Genomic DNA, 1,682 nt, shown 5'->3' with positions numbered 1-1,682 from the left:
CCGGAGGGGGCGCGGGGGCTCGATCCCGTCCGCCGTAGTCGAAGAGGGTTCATCACACATGTTCACCCGCAAGGTCGTCACCGTCTCCGCCGCCGCGTTCGCGCTGGTCGCCCTCTCCGTTCCCGTCGTCAACGCGCAGGGTGACGCCGCGGCGCCCGACGGGGCGGGCGCGGGCATCATCCCGCTCGGCAGCCTCGAGTCCGCGGGTCTCGGCGCCGGGAGCCTGGCGGACGGCTCCGCCGATGTCGATGGGGACGACGACGAGGGCGACGACAGCGGGGAGGGTGGCGCCACCGGGGGCGACGGGTCCGGCTCGGCGGGCGGCGGCTCACTGGGCGGCCTCGAGGGCGTCACCGGCGAGGACTCGAGCATCGGCGATCTGACGCCGGAGACGGACGCCGTCTGCGAGTTGCCCGGGCTGGGCGGCTCGGTGGCCAAGTTCTATCCGCTGTTCGGGATCGACGGCGTGCCCACCGGGGTCATCGACCTCGTCACCACCGCTCTGGACTCCTTCCCCAACCTGCTCGACGTTGTCGCGGGCGAGGGCGGCGGAACGGCGTCGCTCGCGCAGACCGGATCGTTCGCCGAGGGGCTGTGCGGCACCTTCCTCGGAGGCGAGATGGTCCTTCCGCCGGTGACGGTGATCGTCGACGCCGACGGCAACCCGGTCAGCACCGTCACCGGGACCACCACTCCCAGCGGCTCCACCGTCGCCTCCACCCTGACTGAAGCCTCGGGAGCTGCCGACGACTCGGTCGCCGGGGATTCCGGCGCCGCCGGGGCCGGGGCCCACGCGGCCGAGGCCACGGGCGTCTCCGCCCTCGCACCGGTCCCGACCTCCGTGCCCGTTCCCTGATGGGCTGACACCACGAGTTCGCCGCGGCGGCCCGATCCCGACACGGGGGTCGGGCCGTTCGTCATTTCCGGTGCGGCGGTGGGGAAGTGCGCGGTGAGTAAACGTCCGCCCATGGCGGGGCTGATACCCCGGGGGGTGTGTTGCCAGTGTGGCTAGCGTGCCATCAGTGACTTATGTGACAGGAGTAGACAGTTGGTGTGCATGTGGTTAGAGTGGCGTCCGTAATGGTCTGCGCTCCCGTTCCGGGGAGTGAGCGATCTGAACCCCTCCGGAAGGAACCAGCCGATGCGTGCTCGCCTCGCCCGTCCTCGTCGTATCGTCCGGGGTCGCCTCGTCGCCCCCGTCGCAGCTGCTGCCGCGGTCGCTCTCGTGGGCGGAGTCGTCGTCGCCGCTCCCGACGCCCCGACCGTCGGTGGCGACGTCCAGACCGTTGCCGGCTCGTCGTCCTCCGCGTCCCCGCTGACCGTGACCGGCTTCACCGCCGGCGGCGCGGAGTTCTCCTTCGACATCCAGGACCTGGCCAGCGGCGTGTACGCCGGCATCGAGATCACCGAGGTCGTGGGGCTGCCCGAGGGTCTGACGTATGCCGACGGCATGATCTCGGGTACGCCGGCGGTCGGTGGCACCAGCAACCTCACCGTCATCGGGAACGTCAACGGCGCCCCCGTCAGCATCCCCGTCACCCTGGTGGTGGGCGGCGCCGGCGGCACCGCGCCCACCGGCGCCTCGGGTGGTTCGACGGCAGCGGTCGAGGGCAGCCTCGGTGGGCAGGCAGAGGCCGGCGGCCAGGTCACCACGGGTTCCGACGGGACCGACGCGATCCTCG

Annotated in this window: 1 protein-coding gene and 1 pseudogene; both read left to right on the top strand. The window is 72.2% G+C overall.

From position 1 onward, the window contains the following. A partial coding sequence (locus tag G6030_RS12060; protein WP_206680906.1) for a hypothetical protein occupies nucleotides 1–856 on the top strand: 856 nt, incomplete at its 5' end. Nucleotides 857–1,105: 249 nt separating this feature from the next. Continuing rightward, nucleotides 1,106–1,682 (top strand): annotated as a pseudogene (locus G6030_RS12055) (hypothetical protein); the annotation flags it as partial.

This window comes from Dietzia sp. E1, from assembly GCF_014145015.1.
In the GTDB taxonomy this organism is placed as follows: Bacteria; Actinomycetota; Actinomycetes; order Mycobacteriales; family Mycobacteriaceae; genus Dietzia; species Dietzia cinnamea_A.
Note: the sequence above shows the minus strand (reverse complement) of the source record. Positions and strands in the feature narration are given on the sequence as shown.